The organism is Maribacter vaceletii, assembly GCF_003634105.1.
Classification (GTDB): Bacteria; Bacteroidota; Bacteroidia; order Flavobacteriales; family Flavobacteriaceae; genus Maribacter_B; species Maribacter_B vaceletii.
Genome location: NZ_RBIQ01000007.1, coordinates 181,300 through 203,076 on the forward strand (window position 1 = coordinate 181,300; position 21,777 = coordinate 203,076).

A 21,777-nucleotide genomic window follows, 5' to 3' on the forward strand; every position below is an offset into this window, starting at 1 on the left:
CCGAATCCCTATCAAAACTCACTTTATTTGAAAATATTATTTAACAATTGTCATAAACAGGACTAAATATACCCATAAGAGGTCTAAAAAATGCCAAAAACTAGCACCTAAAATTACCCCTAACATATTATCTGAATTGTATTTACCTTTTATTTGGTTATATAAAACTACTACTAATGATATTATACCAGCAACAACGTGCACAATATGCACCATTGCTATTAAAAAAACATAAGACATTTTAACACTACTAGTGGGACCCGTAAAATAATAACCTTGAGCTACCATTTCTGAAAAACCATTAAACTGTAACACAATAAAAATAATCCCCAAGGCTAATGTGGTAAACAATAAAATAGTCCCATTCTTAGTTTGGCTTTTTTTAATGGCTCTTCTTGCTAAAATATAAGTTAAACTACTTACTATTAATATTGCAGTACTTATATAAAAAGAAGAAGGTAAATTAATTTCTGTAACCCAGTCTTCTCTTCTACTACTAATTATATATGCACTAGTCCATCCTGCAAAACCCATAAGTAAACTTATGATACCAAACCAGAGCATCATTATTTTTGCTCTTGCATTTTTTTCTTTTGGTGTTCCCTGTGTTAAATCCATTTTTATTGTAAAAATTTATCTATAACATAAACTATTTGCATTAATGTAATATAGCTTACACTTGCCAGCATTAATTTTCTAGCAGATTTATTATCTCTTTTTTCATAAAGTTTAAATGCAAAAACAAGCATTACTAAGCCCATAGCAAAAACAACAATAGCTGCGGGTATAGATAAATGCAACCTACCTGTAAAACCAAATGCAGGAACTACAGATATTAAAAGCATCCAAATAGTATACATAATAATTTGAAGAGCTGTTCCTTTATCTTTTTTTCCTGTTGGAAGCATTTTAAAACCTCCTTTTTTATAATCTTCATCTAACATCCAGGCTAAAGCCCAAAAGTGAGGAAATTGCCAAAAAAATTGAATCATAAATAGTGTACCTGGCTCAATACCAAAATCATTTGTTGCAGCTACCCAACCTAACATAAAAGGAATAGCCCCAGGAAAAGCTCCTACAAATACCGCTAAGGGTGTTATTGTTTTTAAAGGAGTATATACACTAGTATAAAGAAATATTGAAATTGCCCCAAACATAGCTGTCTTTGGGCTTAATAAATATAAAGAAACAATACCTATTACAGTTAACACAACTGCTATTACTATAGCTTTATTTACGGTAATTCTTCCTGCAGGAATAGGCCTATTTTTAGTCCTATCCATTAAAGCATCTAAATCTTTTTCTATAATTTGATTAAAAGCATTAGAAGCTCCTACCATACAATAACCACCAAAAGACAAAAGGAGAATAGATATATAATTAATTTCTATTGCTCCTAAAAAATATCCTGCAATAGATGAAAACACAACACTTATAGCAAGCCTTGCTTTTGTAATTTCCTTAAAATCAGCATAAATTAAAGACCAAGTCTTTGTTTCTACTGTGCTAACCGCGGTTTTCATTTTAAACAATCTAATTGAGGGCTGCAAATATAACCCCAACTCTAATTTTTTGCAACGATTTACAAGTATTTATATTACATCTAACAACATTACTACAAACTTAATCTAGTGAAAACGAATATTTTAAAGAGTAATCTTAGCATTAAACACCTTAGCTGTGGTATTTTATAAAAAACAAAATGCAGCAACAATTACTATTGCTACTGCATTTTAGCTCCATTATTGATTTAACATAAAGTTTATTGGAATACTAAAAGGAACTCTAACCGGTTCCCCTCTTTGTTTACCAGGCGTCATCCTTGGTAATTTACTTATTATTCTTTCTGCCTCGTTTTCTAATAATTTATGAGGGCCTCTTAGTTGTAAATCTGTTATATACCCTTCTTTACTAATCTTAAAACCAACATGTACTTTTCCTTTAATCCCTAACTCTTGTGCTTCTTCGGGATATTTAAAATTACGTTGTATATGATTTTGTATTTTTTCTGTAAAACATTTTAATCGTTCTTCCTTACCAACATTCTCGCAACCTGGAAAAATAGGTTTATCTCCTACAGCAATAAAAATAATTTCATCTATCTCAGGCTCCGCCTCTTTATAAACGATATTATCTGGATTCAAATTTTCTTTGGTTTCCTCTTTTGGTTTTTCAATAAACTCTAATTCTGGTTCTACTTTTGTATCATCTTTAACAACCTTAAAAGAAGAACTCTTAACCTTTGGTTTTACAACCTTCTTCTTTTCAGGAACCTCCACCTTCATATCGTTCAAGTCTGGATAGTACTCCAAAACTTCTGGTTCTAATTCAGTGTGTACCATCTCAGCCCCTTGAAAAGACTCAAAAGACGCCTCTAAAGCAAAATAAACTACAGTCATGGCTATTATTAAACCAAATTGAAATCTTGTAGAACCTCTTTTTTGTAAATTTACACTGTGTTTGCCATTTTTACGGCTTACTCTGTTGCGCTTGCTGCAATTCTCATTGCCGTGAGAATTTGCAGGATTACATGTGTTATTATTCATAATATTACGTTTTAGACCCGTTACCGGGATTGTTATAATTATGTTAAAACACAAGAAGCGTACCAAAAAAAAATCCCGAGCCAAGGCTCGGGATTTTAAATATTATATATGGAATATTTTATTGCAACTTAAAGGTAATTGGAATACTAAATGGCACTCTTACCGCTCTTCCTCTTTGTTTACCTGGAGTCATTTTAGGAAGTTTACTAATAATTCTAGCCGCTTCTTTCTCTAAGTTTTTATCTGGTCCACGCATTCTAACGCCACCAATACTACCATCTTTCTGAATAACAAACATTACACTTACACGACCTTGAACACCCATTTCTTGAGCAATTTCTGGGTAACGAAAGTTTTTACCAATGTGCTTTTGCATCATTTTATTAAAACAAGCTCTTTTATTGCTTTCGTTTTCACAACCAGGAAAAACTGGTACGTTTTCAATAACAGCAAAAGGCACATCTATATCTTCTTCAATTTCTTCTACTTCTACATCCTCAACCTCTATAACCTCTTCTTCTTGACTAGTTTCTGTAGATTCTATTACCGTTTCCTCCACTTCTTCTTCATCTTCAACTACTTCTATAATTTCAGGCGCAGCTGGTGGTGGTGGTGGTGGTGGTGTTTTTATTTGTTCAGTCATTGGAACCTCTTCATCTAAATCATCATCAACATTCATTGAAACATCATACTCATTTGTTTTTTCGTATGTTTTCCATTCTAATGCACGCCAAACAACTAACATAACTACAGCTAGTCCTATAACGAAGTATAAACTACTATTTTTTGTTAAATCCGCTTTTGGATTCTTTTTAAGTTCCATATTTATATAATTTAGTGATTGCTAATTTAACTAATATTTTAATAGAAATGCAAATACTATTTCCATTTTAACGCCCATTTCTTAGAAAAATAACTTTTTATTGCTATTCCTCCACAAATTGCGCCAAAACTATTTGCTAAAACATCTAACACATCTCCCTGTCTATCAGAAGTATATGTTAATTGTAAAATCTCAATAACTATGCCAAAAATAATTGCAAAAAAAATCATCCAAAACACTCCTTTATTTAGAGCTGTATTTCCTTGTGTATGTTCCCTTATTGCAAAAACACCTAAAACAACAGCTCCAAAATAAAATCCAAAGTGTACTACTTTATCAAAATGAGGGATACTTATTTTTGGAGTACTACTCTCTGAAAAAGAAAATAAGCTGGCAAATGTTACTAACATCATCCAGCTTATAAATAAAATTCTATATATACTTTTTTTAAGCACTAACTAACTCTTTATAAGCATCTGCACTTAATAACTCCTCTATTTGAGAAGCATCTGATATTTTTATTTTAATCATCCAACCTTCTCCGTAAGGATCTGTATTAACTTTTTCTGGCTCTTCTTCTAAACCTTCATTAAAAGCTATTATCTCTCCACTTAATGGTAAAAATAAATCGGATACAGTTTTAACTGCCTCTACAGTTCCAAAAACTTCATCTTTATCTAAAGTTTCGTCCAGTGTTTCTACCTCAACATAAACAATATCACCAAGTTCTCCTTGCGCAAAATCTGTTATACCTACTGTAGCAACATCTCCTTCTATAGTAACCCACTCGTGATCTTTTGTATATTTTAATTCCGATGGTAAATTCATAATATATATTTTAATTAGCAAAACAAATGTAACAGATTCTATAACAGTATTCAAAAAAATAAGCGACTTAGTTAAGCTAATTTCTATAGAGCTATTACAACTTAGTTTCCAAAATTATACCTAAGTGTAAACCCGGCGTTTATAGTTGTTTGCGGGAATGCTGTAGAAACTGCAAACTGAGAGAATGAATGGTCATAAAAGAATAATGCATTTAAACTCTTACTTAATGCATAATCTGCCGTAAATTTTATAGATAATAAATTTTGCCCTGAAGTAATTTGGTTATTATCTATATCTAGGTTTCTTATAATTGTAATATTATCTCTTAAAGTTACATCTGCTTTAAGGTTTAAATCTCCTTTAAGCCTTGTTTTTTCTCCTCCTATATTAGTTACAAATTTTACATCTTTAATTCTGTAGCCTAAACCAACTGTATATTCTTTTCCATTTATCTCGGTCAGTAAATTATTATCAAAACTTAGAGAGAGCGCTCTATCTGTACGTATTTCTGCTAGTACACTAACCGAATTTTTCATTTCAAAATCTACTCGCATTAATGGATTAAACTGATCTGTTAAAACCACATTACTAATAATATTATCTGGCAATACATCTCCATTTTCTAAATTTATATTCCCATTTTGCTTTTCTAAATTGGTCTGAAAAGAGTTTATACTATACGAAGCTCTATACCCATGACTTAATGAGAAACGTTTAAATTTCTTTTTAAACCATTTGTTGCGCATTAAACCAGTATACTTAAGATTCCAATTTGGGATAGGAATAGACCTAAAAGCATCTAAATTTACTCTATCTACTTTTTGCCCAGTATATGCTGCAAAGAAAGCTGGCAACAACACTTCTTGCTGTGTTTTACCATAACGCTCTGGAAAACCATCTGCATCTACTGCTCCAATTGTTTCTCCACGATCACTAACCAACCTATTAGCAACTGTTATTCTATTTTGTTTAAACTCTTGGAATGTCTCTGAATCAAACTCATCACTTTTTCCAAAAGCAGTACCAATCATTATGGTTGATATACTAAAGTTTCCAAAATTATTTCCTAATAAGTTTTCATATTGATAATCTCCGTTCCCTAAATCATTAACTTGAAAACTTTCTTGATAACTATTAGAATATTGCCTATCTGCAGATAAATCTATTGTTAAATCTTTTATTGGCTGTGCTGTCGCGGTAATATTTAGCTGCTTATTTGTTCGCTCTACGTATTGTTCATTAAATTCTTGAAAAGGAGTTAACCAACCATTACGAGCAGCCTCAAAACGAACATCTGCTTGACTACCAAAAATAAATCCTATAGATGGTCTTGTTGTTCCTATAAATCCTATAGATTGTGTATATCCTGGAAGCACTTTACCATTACTCTCATTGTAATTTATATTTAAACGCTTCACCATAGTCAAAACATCTACAGCTGTATTAAACAAACCACTTGTTTTTCCTTTTTCCTTTTTAGTATCCTTTGTATTTCCTGCTTTATCTTTTCTTGCAAGTGCATTTTTTGCAGATGCCTTACCTGTTCGCTTCTTAAGTCCTAAAAGGTCATAGAACTTCTGCATAGTTAAAGACGCTGTAAGGTTATGTGTATTTGCATTTTGAATTGTGTTAATTGAAGCTTGGTAGCCTAATGCATCTGAAGCTACTTCTGCCAAGGCATCACCACCGCGCTGCCAATCAAAATTACTGGTGTAACTATACTGTGCACTAATAAAATCTAATGCAGGAATCTTATTGAATGGAATTTCATAATTCAATTGCATTTCTTGTGCATGTCTATTTGGTTCTCCTATATCAAAGAAACCATCCCATAATTCTAAAGTTTCGTCTATTCTAGAATCTGGATTACCTTCTTCTTCAAAATAATTACGAACAATACTATTATTAGAACCCGTTAAATTTAATCTAAGTGATTTTGTTAAACTATAATTTACAGCATATTGCCAGTTAAATTGATAATTTCTTTGTTGTAATTCTGGCAACTCTAATTTATCTACACCTTCCTCTAATACATCTCTAAAACGCTGTTTATTAAACTGCCTATTAATATTAGAGTTCACGGATATACTACTTGGCAAAAGATTTAAGTTCAGATCTTTTAACCACTGAAAATACTTTCCATTAAACAAAGAGTCTTTCTTTTTAAAAGGTGCTACCTCGACTGGTTTAAAATTGTGATTGTAAACAAAACCTGTATTAACGTTTTGATCTCTTAATTCTGAAATTTCAAAATCTCTATGGTTTGTTTCGTTATAAGAATAGTTAAATGTAAAATTTTCAATATCATAAAAATTAGCATCTGCTTCTTCTCCTCTATTTTTACGAACACCTATTAAGTTAATACTTGTACGTTTTGTATAATCTTCTGCTTGTTCTAAAAGATCATCTGCTTGTTGCTCTGTATCTGCAGCATCTACTAAATCATCTAACTTTAAATCATCATAAACAGGATCAAACTCTGGAGTAACTAGTTGTTCTGATATTCCATAATTAAAAGGAACTTGAATTCCCCATTTTTTTGGAAGTAATTGCCCTACATTCACATTTGTAACTACGTCATAAGAAATAGCATCTTCTCTAGCTCTTTCATTTGGCATTTGGTCTACTGCACCAAAACCAGAAGTACTTCTGCTACCTGTAGCAGATACATTAGCAAAGTCTGCAATATTAGCATCTACGGCAGCTACAGCAGCCCAACCTCCATTATTATCTAAACCAGCTAAACGAAGTTCATTAAACCATACTTCTCCACGTGCTCTTAAATTATCTAAGTTTTTTATACCTACCATCATGGAACGTATACTACCTAAAGATGGATTTCCTTTTATACCAACACGTATTCTTCCTAACGTTCTTGGCGCAAATTCTGTTGTTGGAATTATAGTGCCATTTTCTACTTCAAAATATTGTGCTTCGTTAAAATTACCGCTTGCTATTAATTCTGATTTTATTTTATTTAAATCGCTAACAGAAACTTCTAATTGATTAACATCTGGCCAAATTTCGCTTTCCGATGTTGCGTTAAAAGGTGTAAACTGTAACGGTAGTTCTATTTGATAGTAATTCTCAGAAAAATCTGTACCTATTCTTAAAAAACCAACTAGTGGCGTAGCATTATCAGAGTAATCTCCATCATTAATTTTCTCCGCATGCATAAACATTTTAAGTTTTTTATACTGACGGATATCTATATTTAAGTTTTTGAAAACACCTCTAGAATCTTCCGACTCTAAATTTTCAACTTTAAAAGACAAGGACTGTTCGTTCTGACGGATAATAGTATTGTTATTATTTAATTGTTCCCTTACTACACCTGGAGGCAACACATAAGGTATAGGGTTTCTTGTACTATTCTCTTCTACATTTACTGTATTTACATCTATTATTGTACCGTCATCTGCTGCATTATTATCAATATCATCTTCTTGTAAAGATTTTGTATACGTACGCCAATCGCCACGAACTAAATCTAAGGTAGCAAAACGCAATACAGTTGGACTTGTAAAGCCAGTCATATACATACGCATAAAACTAACAGACCTAAAATCATTAATACCCCCAACAGCTTCCGAAAAATCACTTAATGGAATTTTATATTGAATCCATCTACGATTTAAATTAGTACCATCTGGTAATTCTGGAGTAACCCCTTCTTTTATATCCGTTACGTATTTATCATTAACAGAAGTGTTAGGTTTTATCTCTATTCTATATTCATAGTAGCTATTTACCGTATTCATGGTTAAATCTCTATCTATATCTTCTACATCTGGTAAAGTTGTAGAACCTCTATTGGTATTAGAAACACCTACAGGAGAGTTACCATCTGGGTTATTAAAATTTAAATAACGCTCTAAAATACTACCTTCTCTATTTAAATAATATTGATAATTATCTAATGCAGGGTCATTACCTGAATTATTACTAAAAACAGTACCTTCATTAGTATCGCTTAAACCATCAAAACCAACATCTTGTATAGCTCTATTAGCCTCTTCGGCATCAAACGCATAAACCAAAGCTTGTGTTTGCGGAACTTCTCCCCAGGAAGTAGGAGCTGTAGACTCTGTATTATTTGTATCTGGCAAACCATTTTCATATTGCTTTTTACCATCTCTTAATACATCTTCCGATATATTCCCTAAATTTAAAACTAACTCTCCAGGACTTGTAGCGATACCATCTACATATGGATCTAACACCCAAAATTGAACGAATTCTACATTAGACTGCTCAAAATCTGTACTACTTAAAGAACGCATAATTCCCGCCCATTTATCTGCAGGGTTTTCTGCATTAAAATCTGGATTATTATTATATGGCCCTTTATCATCAGGATAATATGCCATATCTAAAGTACTTTGCACTCTAGTTTGTCCTTGCGCTTGATCCGTCTCTGGAAAAACTTCATCTATAAAAACTCTACGAGTAGGGTTTGTAGATAAATCACTATCACTAATGCCAGAAGGTCTTTGGTTTGTATAAAAAATTGGATCAATAGTATACCATGCCATTTTTGCTCTACCATGACCATTTAAAAGGTTATCAGGATCTGTAACTCCAGAACCATACAACCTTACATTTTCAACTTCCCCAAATTCTAAAGGTGTACTAGCAAGTGTCCATCCTAAGGATGCTCTAATGTCTATTAAAGCTTGCGCTCCTTCAAAATCATCTAAATAAGTGGTAGTTTCTCCTTGAAAATCTGCATTCTTTGGCGAGTTTGGTTTTAACCAAGCTATTTCTGCACGCATAGAAACATTGGAAGGAACATCGGTATCTATATTTGGAAGCTTATTTACCATTCTAGTTAAGAAAGGAACTTCTGTAGAGAAATTCCCATTTAACCCAAAAATAGTATTGTTAACTGGCTCTACACCATAATTAGATTTTTGCGTTAACGGTCTTTCATTTAAATTTAAAAATGTACCCCCTAAAACAAAGTTCTTATTAAATTGATGTTCTACGTTTACACCAGTAAACCTTCTAGTTTGTTGTCCAAATACTGCATTATTTTCTACAGAAATATTTATTGGCGTGTTTGATGCCTCTAAACTTGGATCTAAAATTTGTACGGTACCTGCTTGATAATTTACGGTATAATCTATTCCTTCTTGTAATTGACGACCACCAGCGGTTACACGAACAGAACCTCTAGGCACATTAAAAGCTCCAATAGGAATACCATTATTACCTTCCGATTTATAACGCCCTTTTAATAAGAATTTATTTTTTTCTGGATCTTGAAGTGCAGCTGCTTTAGTTAACTCATACATGTCTTTAAAGACATATTTTTCTTGGTTTTGATTAAATGAATTTTCATCTGTATAATCTCCGCTTCCTAATTCTTCAAACAAAAACTCTCCAAATGGTTCTACTTTTGTAAAAATTATTCTACCACTCTCTGTGTCTACTGTTAAACCTGGGATAAAATCAAAGAAACCATCCCCACCTTTTTGGACATCATTATACGTATTTAATCTATCTAAATTAAACACATCTAATAATATTCTTTCTTGTAAATCTTTATTTCCATTAATTGGAGCTGGAAAAGGTTCTACTGGTGTAATATAGTTTCTTGGTGTAGGGTCTGAATATAAAATATTCATTTTAAAATCTTCCTGACTTAATCTATATGCTCCAGTAGCATAAATATTTTTCATCATTAAATCCCAAATAGGGTCTGTAATATTGGTAATATTACTTTTTAATAATTTAAGAACTAACGTATTATTTTCTATTATTGGGTTTACTCCTCCAGATACTGTTGTTGCATCTACACCACCATTTGCAAATTCCCCAACTTGATACACTTCTCCGTTATAGGTGTATTGAAATGCTACCCCTAAAACTTCATCATTACTAAGTCTTTGATTTAAAGAAATATACCCTAACTGTGTATTATACTCATAATCTCTATTAGGTTCTAATTTTCTAGCATTTTCTAAAATAGCATAATCAAATCCCTGATTTACTTGATAGCCTGGAACATTAAAACCAGCTTCTACCGTTGCTATATCTCTAATAGATTCTGTTAAAGCACCAGAACCTATTGCCATAGGGTTATAATCATTGGCATCATTCCTAGGCAGTCTATTACTAGGGTTATTAAAAAACCCAGATGGATCTCCATTTTGAGAACCAATTCTTGTTTTATCCTCCAAAGCTTCCCCTAAATCCTGTATTGCTACAACATTTCTAACATTTAATGTTTGTTGGCTACGATTAGTTACCCAAACTTCTAAACGAGTTATTTGTATTTGACTACGTATGTATGGGTAATTTTCTAAAGCTTCATCATAATTATCTCTAAAATAGTGTGATAAGAAAAAGTGCTTATCCTCATCATAATCTAAAGCCGTAATAGAAAATTCATTTACGGTACCACCGCCTTGCGCTACAACGGTATTATTTTGCGAACGTTGTTCTGAAAAAACTGCGGTTACTCTAGTTTTACCAAACTGCAACTGCGTTTTTACACCAAATAAACTTTGTGCTCCAGTTATTAATGAACTATTTAAAGGCATATTTACATTACCAACTTCTATAGATTGTATAATATCATCTTCGGTTGGTGTGTAATCTAATTTTACAATATTCTGAAAATCAAAAGTTGCCTCGGTATCGTAATTTGCTGTTACTTGTAAACGCTCTCCAATTTTTCCAAGCATACTTAAACTAATACGCTGATCAAAATCAAAAGATAAGTTTGTTCTATTTCTTGGCGATAAAGATGGGTTATCATTTTTTTGCCAAATAACGCCCAAATCCATTGCCACAGAACCTTGTGGTATTACCTCTATACCACCTTCTCCAAATATGGATTGAAAAAATTTATTGTCTTTATAAAAAACCGGAAGTAAGTTTTTCTTAGCCTCTTTGCTCCCTGCTTTTTTACCCGCAAAGGCATCTGATTTTTCTTTGAAGTAAGACTTAATGCCTTCTCTTTTTACTAATTCTAAATATTCTGCAGGAGTAAGTATTATTGGGTACCCTATATCAAAATCTCCAATACTTTCATTATAAACATAACGATCTAGTTCTGTATCATAAATATACTTAGAGACTATACTTTCTGGGTTTTCAAGTAAAATTTTACCCAAATCAAATCCTGTTTTCACAGAATCTACCTGTTGCTCATTAGCTGTTTCCCCTGTATTGTCCTGCGCAACAGTTGTTGTAACTGTTCCAAAAAACAAAACAAATAGGAAAGCAAACTTAAATGATAATTTAAGATTTTTTTTTGCCCCTTGTTTCAAACTTTTTACAAATTTTTAAGCGCAAGTTTTATAATGTTCTCTACGCTAAGTGTAGGATCTTGGGTCATGATTTTGTCAATCACTTTTTCTGCTTGTCTTCTGACAAATCCAAGAACCTCTAAAGCAGATAACGCTTCATCTTTATTTGTATTGTTTGAACTGGTGGAAACTTCGTCTATATCATAAACTTTCAAAATCTTATCTCTAAGATCTAAAATAACTCGTTGAGCAGTTTTTGCTCCAATCCCCTTTACAGACTGTATTAAAGCCACATCTCCATTAGCAATAGCATTTCTTAATTGCAAAGGTTCTAATGAGGACAACATGGTTCTTGCTGTACTAGAACCAATTCCCGAAACAGATAATAACAATCTAAATATTTCTCTCTCGGACTTTTCTACAAACCCATACAAGGTGTGGGAATCTTCTTTAATTTGTAAATGTGTTAATAGCCTAATGTTTTCTGCATCGGTAATTTTAGAAAATGTATGTAAAGATATGTTTACAAAATACCCAACTCCTGCACATTCTATTATTACATAAGTTGGATTTTTCTCTATTAATTTTCCATTTAAATGCGTAATCATAAACTATGTATTAACTTTTTACTCGATAATCGAGATTTAAATGCTCCGAGGCTTGCCTCGAAATCAAAATTAGTTTCCAAATAAATGCCTTGCGGGATTGCCCCAAGGTAGTTTACTCTATTTATTCTACTTGTTTTGCTTGTTTTCTTTTCTCTCTTTCCTGAGCGTCTATTACAGTAACTGCTGTCATATTTACAATCTCATCTACACTAGCTCCAAGTTGCACAATATGAACTGCTTTTTTTAAACCAACTACAATTGGGCCTATAGAATCTGCACCATTAAGCTCTTTTAATAACTTATACGTAATGTTTGCGGATTCTAAGTTTGGGAAAATTAGCGTGTTTACTTTTTTTCCAGCTAATTTTGAAAATGGAAATTTGCTTTCTAACAACTCCTTATTTAGTGCAAAATCAGTTTGAATTTCTCCATCTACAATTAAATCTGGATTAGATTGATGCAGCATACTAACAGCCTCTTTTACTTTTTTAGCTTTTGGATTAACAGAAGACCCAAAGTTTGCATAGGAAAGCATTGCAATTACTGGAGTAAAACCAAATGTAGTTGCTACGTTAGCTGTCATTTGTGTAATTTCTGCAAGTTCTTCTGCGTTTGGATCTATGTTTATAGAGGTATCTGCTAAAAACATTGGCCCTCTTTTTGTATCCATAATATGTACAGTAGATACTCTTTTAACATTAGCCGCTCTACCAATTATCTCAAAAATAGGTTTTACAACAGAAGGGTATGCACGTGAATAGCCTGTAACCATCCCATCTGCATCTCCTACTACAACCATCATAGAGCCATAATACGTACGTTCTCTCATTTTTCTTAGAGCCCCATACATACCTACACCATTTCGCTGTCTTTTCTCAAAATAAGTTTTAGCATAAAGCTCTCTTTTTTCTTGAGCTTCATCTAGTTTTGGGTCAATTATTTCTATATCAGCATCAAACTCTAATTCCTTTTTCAGCTCATTAATAATTTCTTTTCTTCCCAATAAAATTGGAATAGCTATTCCTTCATCATAAGAAATTTGGGCTGCTTTTAAAACATCTAAATGTTCTGCTTCAGCAAAAACAATTCGCTTAGGATTTCTTCTAGCACGATCATGCAATAATCTTACTATTTTATTATCACTTCCAGAACGTTGTAAAAGCTCTTCTCTATAACGATCCCAATCTTCTATTGGTTCTCTAGCAACTCCACTTTCTATTGCTGCTTTTGCTACTGCTGGTGGTATTTCGGAAATTAATCTTGGATCAAAAGGTTTTGGAATTATATAATCCTTACCAAAAGCTAATCGTGTTTTTCCATAAGCAATATTTACTTGCTCTGGAACAGGTTCTTTTGTTAAATCTGCCAACGCTTTTACAGCAGCCATTTTCATAGCCTCATTAATCTTAGTTGCCCTAACATCTAAAGCTCCTCTAAAAATAAAAGGAAAGCCTAGCACATTATTTACTTGGTTAGGATGGTCTGATCTACCGGTTGCCATAACCACATCTTCCCTTGTTCTACAAGCTAAATCATACCCTATTTCTGGATTTGGATTTGCCATTGCAAAAACTATAGGATTCTTTGCCATAGAAAGCAACATTTTAGGATCTACTATATCTGCTATAGAAAGACCAACAAAAACATCTGCACCTACCATTGCTTCTGTTAACGTATCTATTTTACGGTCCGATGCAAACTCTAACTTTTCTTTTGTTAAATTCTCACGGTCTTTACGAATTACCCCTTTACTATCTAACATTACAATATTCTCTGCACTTGCACCAAAAGCCTTATACAATCTTGTACAAGACACTGCTGCCGCTCCAGCACCACTTACAACAATACGAGCCTCTTCAATTTTTCTTCCTGTAAGCTCTAATGCATTTAATAAAGCTGCTGCAGAAATAATTGCAGTTCCATGCTGATCATCATGCATTACAGGAATATCTAACTCCTCTTTTAATCTTCTCTCTATCTCAAAAGCTTCTGGAGCTTTTATATCCTCTAAATTTATTCCTCCAAATGTAGGTGCTATATTTTTTACGGTTTGTATAAACTCCTCCACATTTTCGGTATCTACTTCAATATCAAAAACATCAATATCTGCAAAAATCTTAAAAAGCAATCCTTTCCCTTCCATTACTGGTTTGGATGCTTCTGGACCAATGTTACCCAACCCTAAAACTGCAGTACCGTTAGATATTACTGCTACTAAATTTCCTTTTGCTGTATATTTATAAGCATTATTCTTATCCTTCTCTATTTCTAAACATGGTTCTGCAACACCAGGAGAATACGCAAGTGCTAAATCTCTCTGGGTTGTATAAGGTTTTGTAGGAACAACTTTTATTTTACCAGGAATTGGCTTTGCATGATATATTAATGCTTCTCTTCTATTTCTTTGTTTACTCATACCTAAAGTTTAGAACTACAAATTTAAGTGTATTCTTTTATTTTTAATGCTTAAATATTAGTTAAGTATATTAATTTTTTTGAAAACGAGTAATTACAAGTTAGCCCCTGTAATTACTTAAGGAATTTTATATTTCTTTGAAGCCCTGAAAATTTAGTTCTTTTCACTGCCGATTTTTGAAAGACTTTTTTAAACACATCCTCTGTAACTTCTTCCCAGTCCTTTTTATTCATACTTAGCAATTCAGGATGCGGATTAAATAATGGTTCTGAATGCGGTTTTGAAAATCTATTCCAAGGACAAACATCTTGACAAACATCGCACCCAAACATCCAATCATCCATTTTGTTCTGAAACTCTGATGGCATTTCATTCTTCAACTCTATTGTTAAGTACGATATACACTTACTACCATCTACTTTATATGGCTCTACTATTGCCTGTGTTGGGCAAGCATCTATACATGCCGTACAGGTACCGCAATGATCAGTTACTTTAGCATCATAAGCCAAATCAATATCTAAAATTAGTTCTGCTATAAAATAAAAAGAACCTACTTGCTGGGTTAACAAATTACTATGCTTCCCAATCCAACCTAAACCACTTTTTGCTGCCCAAGCTTTATCCAAAACAGGAGCAGAATCTACAAAAGCTCTACCCCCAACTTCTCCTATTTCTGTGTTAATAAAATTCTGAAGTTCCTTAAGTTTAGATTTTATTACATGATGGTAATCGTTACCATACGCATATTTAGAAATTTTATAGGAATTTGTATTTTGCTGTTCTTCTGGAAAGTAATTGAGCAATAAAGAAACTACAGATTTGGAACCTTCTACTAATAAACGTGGATCTAAACGTTTATCAAAATGGTTTTCCATGTATTGCATTTGCCCATGTCTATTCTCTTGCAACCATTTTTCTAACCGAGGAGCTTCTTCTTCTAAAAAATCTGCCTTAGATATACCGCAAGAAAGAAAACCAAGGCGCTTGGCTTCTTCTTTAATTAATGCACTATGCTTTTCTTTTATATCTATCAAAAGTGCTATTACTAATTTCTAAAACAATCCTCCTTGAATATTTCCTTTTATTCTACCTAGATGTTTATAGGCTTGCTCGGTAACTTCTCTTCCTCTTGGAGTACGCATTATAAAACCTTGTTGTATTAAAAAAGGTTCATACACTTCCTCTATTGTTTCAGGGCTTTCAGAAACTGCCGTTGCAATAGTAGAAATTCCTACCGGACCACCTTTAAATTTATCAATAATGGTAGTTAGTATTTTATTATCCATTTCATCTAAACCATGTGCATCTACATTTAATGCTTTTAGGCTAAACTTAGAAATAGCAATATCTATACTACCATTACCTTTAATTTGCGCAAAATCTCTTACCCTTCTTAAAAGGGAATTACATATTCTTGGTGTACCTCTACTTCTGCCTGCAATTTCTATAGCTGCTTCATTAGTTATAGGTACGTTTAAAATTTCTGAACTTCGTTCTACGATGGTAGATAATAACTCTGTAGAGTAATATTGCAACCTACTTTGAATTCCAAAACGAGCACGCATAGGTGCTGTAAGTAAACCAGACCTTGTAGTTGCCCCTATTAAAGTAAACGGATTTAAGTTTATTTGTACTGTTCGTGCATTTGGCCCAGTTTCAATCATAATATCAATCTTATAATCTTCCATTGCAGAATACAAGTATTCTTCTACAATTGGGCTTAATCTATGAATTTCATCAATAAACAAGACATCTCGTTCTTCTAAATTTGTTAACAAACCAGCTAAATCTCCTGGTTTATCTAACACAGGACCCGATGTAATTTTTATACCCACACCAAGTTCATTTGCTAAAATATGAGCCAAAGTTGTTTTTCCTAATCCCGGAGGACCATGAAATAAAGTATGATCCAACGCTTCTCCTCTTTGGTTAGCTGCTTCCACAAAAATCTTAAGATTCTCTAGAACCTGTTCCTGCCCAGTAAAATCATTAAAAGTAACCGGCCTTAAAGCTCTTTCTATATCAAACTCTTCCGAAGAAAAATTACCAGTAGTTGGATCCAAATTTTCGTTCATAGTAAACAAAGATAGCAAAAATCAAATGCTAATAACTCAATAGAATTAACAACTATCATAACATTCTAATTTTTTAAATAACCATAAAAAAGTATTTAATTATTATCGTAAATTCATTTCATGAAAAATATACAATACTCTAAAGGCGTAACGCAATACCTTCCTTTTTTTTATATTATTTGGGCAGATGATTTATTATCTGTTTCTGAGATTAATGTTGTGAAACATGCTTTAGAAGAAGATACAACGCTTGAGGACCAAGAAAAAGAACTACTACTTTCTTGGTTAAAAAATGAAAACTCTCTTAAAGACAAAGAAGTTAAAATTTGGAAGCAAATTATTGATGCATCTAAAATTAAAATAATAGAAAATGAGTCTTATCCACTAACTTTTTTTAGTCAAAAAGTAACTGCTTCCTACTTTTCCGATAGCTCATTTAACGAAAGTCTTAAAAAAATAGAGGTTAATCTAGGCATGCAACCCAACCACTACAATCATTTATTTGAGGTTAAAATAAGTACTAACAAAACATCTAAAGAATATGACAGTGCAATAATAGATTCTATTTTAAAAGGCAAACAAGCCAAAGTGGTTGATACTTTTAGAAAAGATTTATCTGCTACAATATTTAACTGGGAAACTATTCGCGATAAAAGCACACACAGAAAAAAAGTTTTAGAACAGGTAAAACATCTTGCAAATAAAGGGTATGGAGCAATGGCATACCCTAGAGTTTATAATGGAACCGAAGACATGGAAGGTTACGCTGCAATTTTTGAACACATGATGTATGTAGATGGCAGTATGGCCATTAAATTTGGTGTTCAATTTGGATTATTTGGCGGAAGTATTCAAAAACTTGGCACAAAAAAGCATCATGATTTATATCTAAAAAACACAGGAGAAGCATCTTTATTAGGGTGTTTTGCAATGACAGAAACTGGACATGGCTCTAATGTAAGAGGCGTAAAAACAACTGCAACGTATGACAAAAAATCAAACCAGATAACTATACACACCCCTGGTAAAATTGACAACAAAGAATATATAGGAAATGCTTTAGATTCGAAAATGGCTTCTGTTTTTGCACAACTTATTGTAAATGGAAAAAATGAAGGCGTGCATGCTATTCTTGTTCCTCTAAGAGATAAAAACCACAACTTACTACCAGGAATAAATGTGGTTGACAATGGGTACAAATTAGGGCTTAATGGTGTAGACAATGGCAAAATATGGTTTAACCAAGTTGCCGTACCAAAAGACAATTTATTAGACAAATATGGCTCTATTACAAATGACGGTTCTTATTATTCTAAGATTGAAAATCCTAATAAAAGATTTTTTACCATGCTTGGAACCCTTGTTGGCGGAAGAATTTGTGTTGCCAGAGCTGGTTTAGGTGGTGCAAAAATGGCATTAACAATTGCTATAAAACATGCTTTACAAAGAAGGCAGTTTAATGACAATAAAAAAATGCAGGAAGATTTGTTGATGGATTATCCATCACACCAGTTACGATTAATCCCTTTAGTAGCTAAAGCGTATGTATATCATTTTACTTTAGACAAAATGATGTATGAGTATTGTAATGAAGCTTCTGACAAAAGAAAAGTAGAAACACAAGCTGCAGGTTTAAAATCGATTATAACATGGTATGCCAATGCTACTATCCAAGAATGTAGAGAAGCTTGTGGAGGAAAAGGATACCTAATAGAGAACAGAATAGCCGATTTAAAGAATGATGTGGACATTTTCACAACTTTTGAAGGAGATAACACAGTTTTACTACAATTAGCAGCAAAAGGGGTGTTATCCGATTTTAAGGCAGAGTTTAATAGTGCTGGTTTTTTATCTGTTTTAAAACTATTAAGTAACCAAATAAATGATAGCGTTACTACTGCTAATCCTTTGTACACTAACAAAGTAGATAAAGATCATTTATATGATCCAGAATTTCATAAAAATGCTCTAAACTATAGAACAAGAAGATTAACGTATTCTATTGCAAAACGCATACAAGGGTATATTAAAAAAGGCGTACCATCTTATCAAGCTTTTTTAAAAGTACAAACACATTTAATAAGCTTAGGAAAAGCCTATAGCATAGCAAAAGCTTACGAAGCTTACTATACTTCTATTAGTATAATTAAAGATGAAAAATATGCAGACCTATTTAAAAAACTAGGTGTTTTATATGCGTTACATGAAATAAGAATTGATGCAAGTTGGTATTTAGAACAAAGCTATATAGGAGCCACAAAATCAAAGGCAATACGACAACGCGTGGAAAGACTTAGTACAGAGTTAAGACCTCATATAAATACCCTTATAGATGGTTTTGGAATACCAGAACATTGCTTAACTGCTCCGATTAGTAAATAAAATCGGAGCAGTTACAATTAGGTTATTGCATAAAATTAATCCTTTTTTTTATGCAATTCTGAGGTATCTAAAAAATCTAATAGTACCATTTTACCATCTCCATAAAAATAAGTCTTAGAAGACCCGGATGAAGATAATTCTATAGTATCTGATGCATAAACTCTTGCACTAGGAGATTCAGATAAAGTGACCGAAACAGCACTTGCCTGAAGCTTCTCTGCTTTTAAGTTAGAAGACCCTAAAAGTTTTACTTTCAAAACATCTGTAGTACCATCCATTTTAGCAGAAGATGTATCTGTCATAAAAATTGAATTTGTAGAACTTGTAGAATAAATAGAAACATCTATACGGTCTTTTAAATTTATTTGTAGTGAATCACTATCTATGTTAAAATTACCAGAACTATTGTCCTCCATATTAATATCTACATAAGGAGATTGTGCATTTAGTTCTAATTTAGAATTTTCATAAGTATTTACATAAAGTTCTTCAGACTCTACAATATCCTCCATTCGTATTCTTCCTCCTCTCATAACAATAGCATCCAATTCTACAAAACTTACAATAATATCTAATTTCTTTTTTCTTGTGATTTTATAAAAAGAACTAATTTTAAGTGTTCCGTTTACTACTCGAAATTTTAAAACATCAATTAAATTATCATCAGCTGTAATGCTATACCCTTCAACATCTCCTCTTTTTAAAGTAATATCTAAGTCATCATTTAATTCTATTTCTGTAAACGAGGGTAGGTCTTGGACAACATCAATTACATTCTTATTCCCTTTTATTTTAGGTTTACGTTGTGCATAGGTATAAGCACAAAAAAATAATAATGTGCCAATTAATATTCTTTTCATTATAGATAAATTTTAGCGTTAATGGTAACTGTAAGATATTACAAAAAAGCCATATACATTTAAAATAAGTCCAAAAAAAAAGTCTAACTATAAAAGTTAGACTTTACTATTTTTAATACAAAACTAATTAGTGATGCATTTCTTCTTCATCTGGCTGTAAAGGTACAGTTTGCGGAACAAAATCTTGTCCAGGAATAATATACTCTCCATTTGCATCTACCTTACTATAATCATAAGCCCAACGATGAACTTCTGGAATTGGACCATGCCAGTTTCCATGAAAATGTTCATGTGGAGTAGTCCATTCTAATGTATTTGAACTCCATGGATTTAAAGAACCTTTTTTACCATTAAAAATGCTATTAACAAAATTGTATAAGAATATTAATTGCGCTCCTGCAGCAATTATTGCAAATACCGTCATTAAAACTTGTACATCAGTTAATTCATCAAACATTGGAAATGCTGTATTCTGGTAATATCTTCTAGGAACACCTGCCATACCAACAAAGTGCATTGGGAAGAACACCCCATAAGCACAAACTGCAGTTATCCAAAAGTGTACATACCCTAAATTTTTGTTCATCATCTTACCTTCAAACATTTTTGGGAACCAGTGATAAACACCAGCAAATAAACCATACAATGCAGATATACCCATTACTAAGTGGAAGTGTGCTACAACAAAATAGGTATCATGAACATTAATATCTAAAGTACTATCTCCTAAAACAATACCTGTTAAACCTCCAGTTATAAAGGTAGAAACCAAACCAATAGAAAATAACATTCCAGGATTTAATTGTAAGTTACCTTTCCAAAGTGTGGTTATATAATTAAATGCTTTTACTGCAGATGGTATTGCAATTAATAATGTTGTAAATGTAAATACGGAACCTAAGAATGGGTTCATTCCAGAAATAAACATGTGGTGCCCCCAAACAATTGTAGATAAAAATGCAATTGCTATTATTGATGCAATCATAGCTCGATACCCAAAAATTGGTTTACGAGCATTGGTAGACATAACTTCTGATGTAATACCCAATGCAGGTAATAATACAATATATACTTCAGGGTGACCTAAGAACCAGAATAAGTGTTCATATAGAACAGGGGAACCTCCTTGATAATGTAAAACTTCTCCTTGAATAAAAATATCTGATAAAAAGAATGATGTACCAAAACTTCTATCCATTATAAGTAATAATGCTGCTGATAAAAGAACTGGGAAAGAAATAACACCAATAATTGCTGTTACAAAGAATGCCCATATTGTTAATGGCAATCTTGTCATTGACATACCTTTTGTACGTAAGTTAATAACTGTAACTATATAGTTTAATGATCCAAGTAAAGAAGATGCAATAAATATAGCCATAGAAACCAACCATAATGTCATACCCATTCCAGAACCAGGTTGTGCCATAGGTAATGCACTTAATGGTGGGTAAATTGTCCATCCAGCTGCTGCAGGTCCTGCCTCTACAAATAAAGAGCAAACCATTATTACACTAGATAAAAAGAATAACCAATAAGACACCATATTAAGAAAACCAGATGCCATATCTCTAGCTCCAATTTGCAAAGGAATAAGCAAGTTACTAAACGTACCACTTAAACCTGCAGTAAGTACAAAGAATACCATTATAGTACCATGTATAGTAACTAATGCTAAATAAATATCAGCATCCATTACACCTCCTGGAGCCCATTTTCCTAAAACAGCCTCAAATATTGGAAAAGATTCTCCTGGCCAAGCAATTTGCATTCTAAATAAAATAGACATTGCTATACCAATAGTACCCATGATTAAACCAGTAATTAAATACTGCTTAGAAATCATTTTATGGTCTGTACTAAATATATATTTTGTTACAAAGGTTTCTTTGTGATGATGATGTCCATGATCCTCTTCGTGACCATCTACTTGTGCATGTGCTGTTGCTGACATAATCGTACTTTATTTTTTTTATT

General features: G+C 32.6%; 14 protein-coding genes. 1 reads left to right on the plus strand and 13 read right to left on the minus strand.

Annotation, left to right across the window (positions count from 1 at the left end; all coding sequences use genetic code 11):
- Positions 1-36: 36 nt before the first annotated feature.
- From CLV91_RS00910 to ruvB, 11 genes are all read right to left on the minus strand, one after another.
- Positions 37-618: a cytochrome c oxidase subunit 3 gene (locus tag CLV91_RS00910; protein ID WP_121063055.1), complete on the minus strand. Its 582-nt coding sequence runs from the start codon at positions 616-618 to the stop codon at positions 37-39.
- A 2-nt stretch (positions 619-620) separates the two neighbouring features.
- Entirely contained in the window at positions 621-1,523 is a 903-nt protein-coding gene (gene cyoE, locus CLV91_RS00915) for a heme o synthase (RefSeq protein WP_121063057.1), read from the minus strand.
- Positions 1,524-1,742: 219 nt separating this feature from the next.
- Positions 1,743-2,546, minus strand: coding sequence for an energy transducer TonB (locus CLV91_RS00920; RefSeq protein ID WP_211333179.1), 804 nt, complete (start codon positions 2,544-2,546; stop codon positions 1,743-1,745).
- A gap of 118 nt (positions 2,547-2,664) precedes the next feature.
- Positions 2,665-3,369 carry an energy transducer TonB gene (locus tag CLV91_RS00925; protein ID WP_121063059.1) on the minus strand — a complete coding sequence of 235 codons (705 nt, stop codon included), beginning with the start codon at positions 3,367-3,369 and terminating at the stop codon, positions 2,665-2,667.
- Between the two features lie 56 nt (positions 3,370-3,425).
- Positions 3,426-3,824: a VanZ family protein gene (locus CLV91_RS00930; protein WP_170146682.1), complete on the minus strand. Its 399-nt coding sequence runs from the start codon at positions 3,822-3,824 to the stop codon at positions 3,426-3,428.
- Positions 3,817-4,197 carry a glycine cleavage system protein GcvH gene (gcvH, locus tag CLV91_RS00935; protein ID WP_121063063.1) on the minus strand — a complete coding sequence of 127 codons (381 nt, stop codon included), beginning with the start codon at positions 4,195-4,197 and terminating at the stop codon, positions 3,817-3,819. Before gcvH ends, CLV91_RS00930 begins: the two co-directional genes overlap by 8 nt.
- 101 nt (positions 4,198-4,298) lie before the next feature.
- Positions 4,299-11,477 (minus strand): T9SS outer membrane translocon Sov/SprA, encoded by a 7,179-nt coding sequence (gene sov / locus CLV91_RS00940; RefSeq protein WP_121063065.1) that lies wholly within the window; start codon positions 11,475-11,477, stop codon positions 4,299-4,301.
- Between the two features lie 5 nt (positions 11,478-11,482).
- Complete coding sequence (gene ruvA, locus CLV91_RS00945; RefSeq protein ID WP_121063067.1) at positions 11,483-12,064, minus strand: Holliday junction branch migration protein RuvA; 582 nt, start codon at positions 12,062-12,064, stop codon at positions 11,483-11,485.
- Between the two features lie 121 nt (positions 12,065-12,185).
- Positions 12,186-14,480: an NADP-dependent malic enzyme gene (locus tag CLV91_RS00950; protein WP_121063069.1), complete on the minus strand. Its 2,295-nt coding sequence runs from the start codon at positions 14,478-14,480 to the stop codon at positions 12,186-12,188.
- Positions 14,481-14,593: 113 nt separating this feature from the next.
- Complete coding sequence (gene queG / locus CLV91_RS00955; protein ID WP_121065612.1) at positions 14,594-15,514, minus strand: tRNA epoxyqueuosine(34) reductase QueG; 921 nt, start codon at positions 15,512-15,514, stop codon at positions 14,594-14,596.
- A gap of 21 nt (positions 15,515-15,535) precedes the next feature.
- Entirely contained in the window at positions 15,536-16,558 is a 1,023-nt protein-coding gene (gene ruvB / locus CLV91_RS00960; RefSeq protein ID WP_121063071.1) for a Holliday junction branch migration DNA helicase RuvB, read from the minus strand.
- Positions 16,559-16,678: 120 nt separating this feature from the next.
- Between ruvB and CLV91_RS00965 the strand changes: the two genes are divergently transcribed.
- The gene (locus tag CLV91_RS00965) at positions 16,679-18,940 is read left to right on the plus strand and encodes an acyl-CoA dehydrogenase family protein (protein WP_121063073.1); all 2,262 of its coding nucleotides are present in this window, start codon (positions 16,679-16,681) and stop codon (positions 18,938-18,940) included.
- Positions 18,941-18,975: 35 nt separating this feature from the next.
- Here the strand turns inward: CLV91_RS00965 and CLV91_RS00970 are convergent, their stop codons facing one another.
- Together CLV91_RS00970 and CLV91_RS00975 are read right to left on the minus strand one after the other, a co-directional pair.
- Entirely contained in the window at positions 18,976-19,800 is an 825-nt protein-coding gene (locus CLV91_RS00970) for a GIN domain-containing protein (RefSeq protein ID WP_121063075.1), read from the minus strand.
- Positions 19,801-19,927: 127 nt separating this feature from the next.
- Positions 19,928-21,754, minus strand: a complete 1,827-nt coding sequence (locus CLV91_RS00975) for a cytochrome c oxidase subunit I (protein ID WP_121063077.1) — start codon at positions 21,752-21,754, stop codon at positions 19,928-19,930.
- Positions 21,755-21,777: the final 23 nt, after the last annotated feature.

Coding starts and splice junctions, on each gene's coding strand:
- CLV91_RS00910 (WP_121063055.1), bottom strand. CDS start 618: ATGGATTTAACACAGGGAACACCAAAAGAAAAAAATGCAAGAGCAAAA.
- cyoE (WP_121063057.1), bottom strand. CDS start 1,523: ATGAAAACCGCGGTTAGCACAGTAGAAACAAAGACTTGGTCTTTAATT.
- CLV91_RS00920 (WP_211333179.1), bottom strand. CDS start 2,546: ATGAATAATAACACATGTAATCCTGCAAATTCTCACGGCAATGAGAAT.
- CLV91_RS00925 (WP_121063059.1), bottom strand. CDS start 3,369: ATGGAACTTAAAAAGAATCCAAAAGCGGATTTAACAAAAAATAGTAGT.
- gcvH (WP_121063063.1), bottom strand. CDS start 4,197: ATGAATTTACCATCGGAATTAAAATATACAAAAGATCACGAGTGGGTT.
- ruvA (WP_121063067.1), bottom strand. CDS start 12,064: ATGATTACGCATTTAAATGGAAAATTAATAGAGAAAAATCCAACTTAT.
- CLV91_RS00950 (WP_121063069.1), bottom strand. CDS start 14,480: ATGAGTAAACAAAGAAATAGAAGAGAAGCATTAATATATCATGCAAAG.
- ruvB (WP_121063071.1), bottom strand. CDS start 16,558: ATGAACGAAAATTTGGATCCAACTACTGGTAATTTTTCTTCGGAAGAG.
- CLV91_RS00965 (WP_121063073.1), top strand. CDS start 16,679: ATGAAAAATATACAATACTCTAAAGGCGTAACGCAATACCTTCCTTTT.
- CLV91_RS00970 (WP_121063075.1), bottom strand. CDS start 19,800: ATGAAAAGAATATTAATTGGCACATTATTATTTTTTTGTGCTTATACC.
- CLV91_RS00975 (WP_121063077.1), bottom strand. CDS start 21,754: ATGTCAGCAACAGCACATGCACAAGTAGATGGTCACGAAGAGGATCAT.